Annotated in this window: 1 pseudogene; it reads left to right on the top strand. The window is 79.1% G+C overall.

What is annotated here, in order from left to right:
- Window positions 1-13 precede the first annotated feature (13 nt).
- Window positions 14-320, top strand: a pseudogene (locus TW83_RS19170) (hypothetical protein); the annotation flags it as partial.

The raw sequence follows: 320 nt of genomic DNA, 5'->3' as shown, positions 1-320 counted from the left end.
GGTGCAGGACGCCGTGGCACAGGCCGTCGATGCCGCCCGCCCCGCCCCGCGGGCCAGTGCGGCGGCCAGTCTTGCGGCACCCCGTCCCGCGGCCATCGATCCCGGCCCCACCGCCGCACCGTCGGGCGCCATCCTGCGGTCGGCCCGCCCGAACAGCCGGCCCGGCACGCGCACCGTGGCCAGCCCCGCGGTGTCGGAACAGGCCGTGGAGGATGCCATCGCATCGGCCATCGGCAACAGCCCTGCCGCGCCCGGCGCGGTGGCGCTGACCGCGCTGACATCGTCGGCCATTCCGCCGCGCCGTGCCGGTGGCGCCGCCG

It is taken from the genome of Paracoccus sp. S4493 (assembly GCF_000967735.1).
Classification (GTDB): Bacteria; Pseudomonadota; Alphaproteobacteria; order Rhodobacterales; family Rhodobacteraceae; genus Paracoccus; species Paracoccus marcusii.
This window is presented reverse-complemented; position numbering and strand designations above follow the sequence as displayed.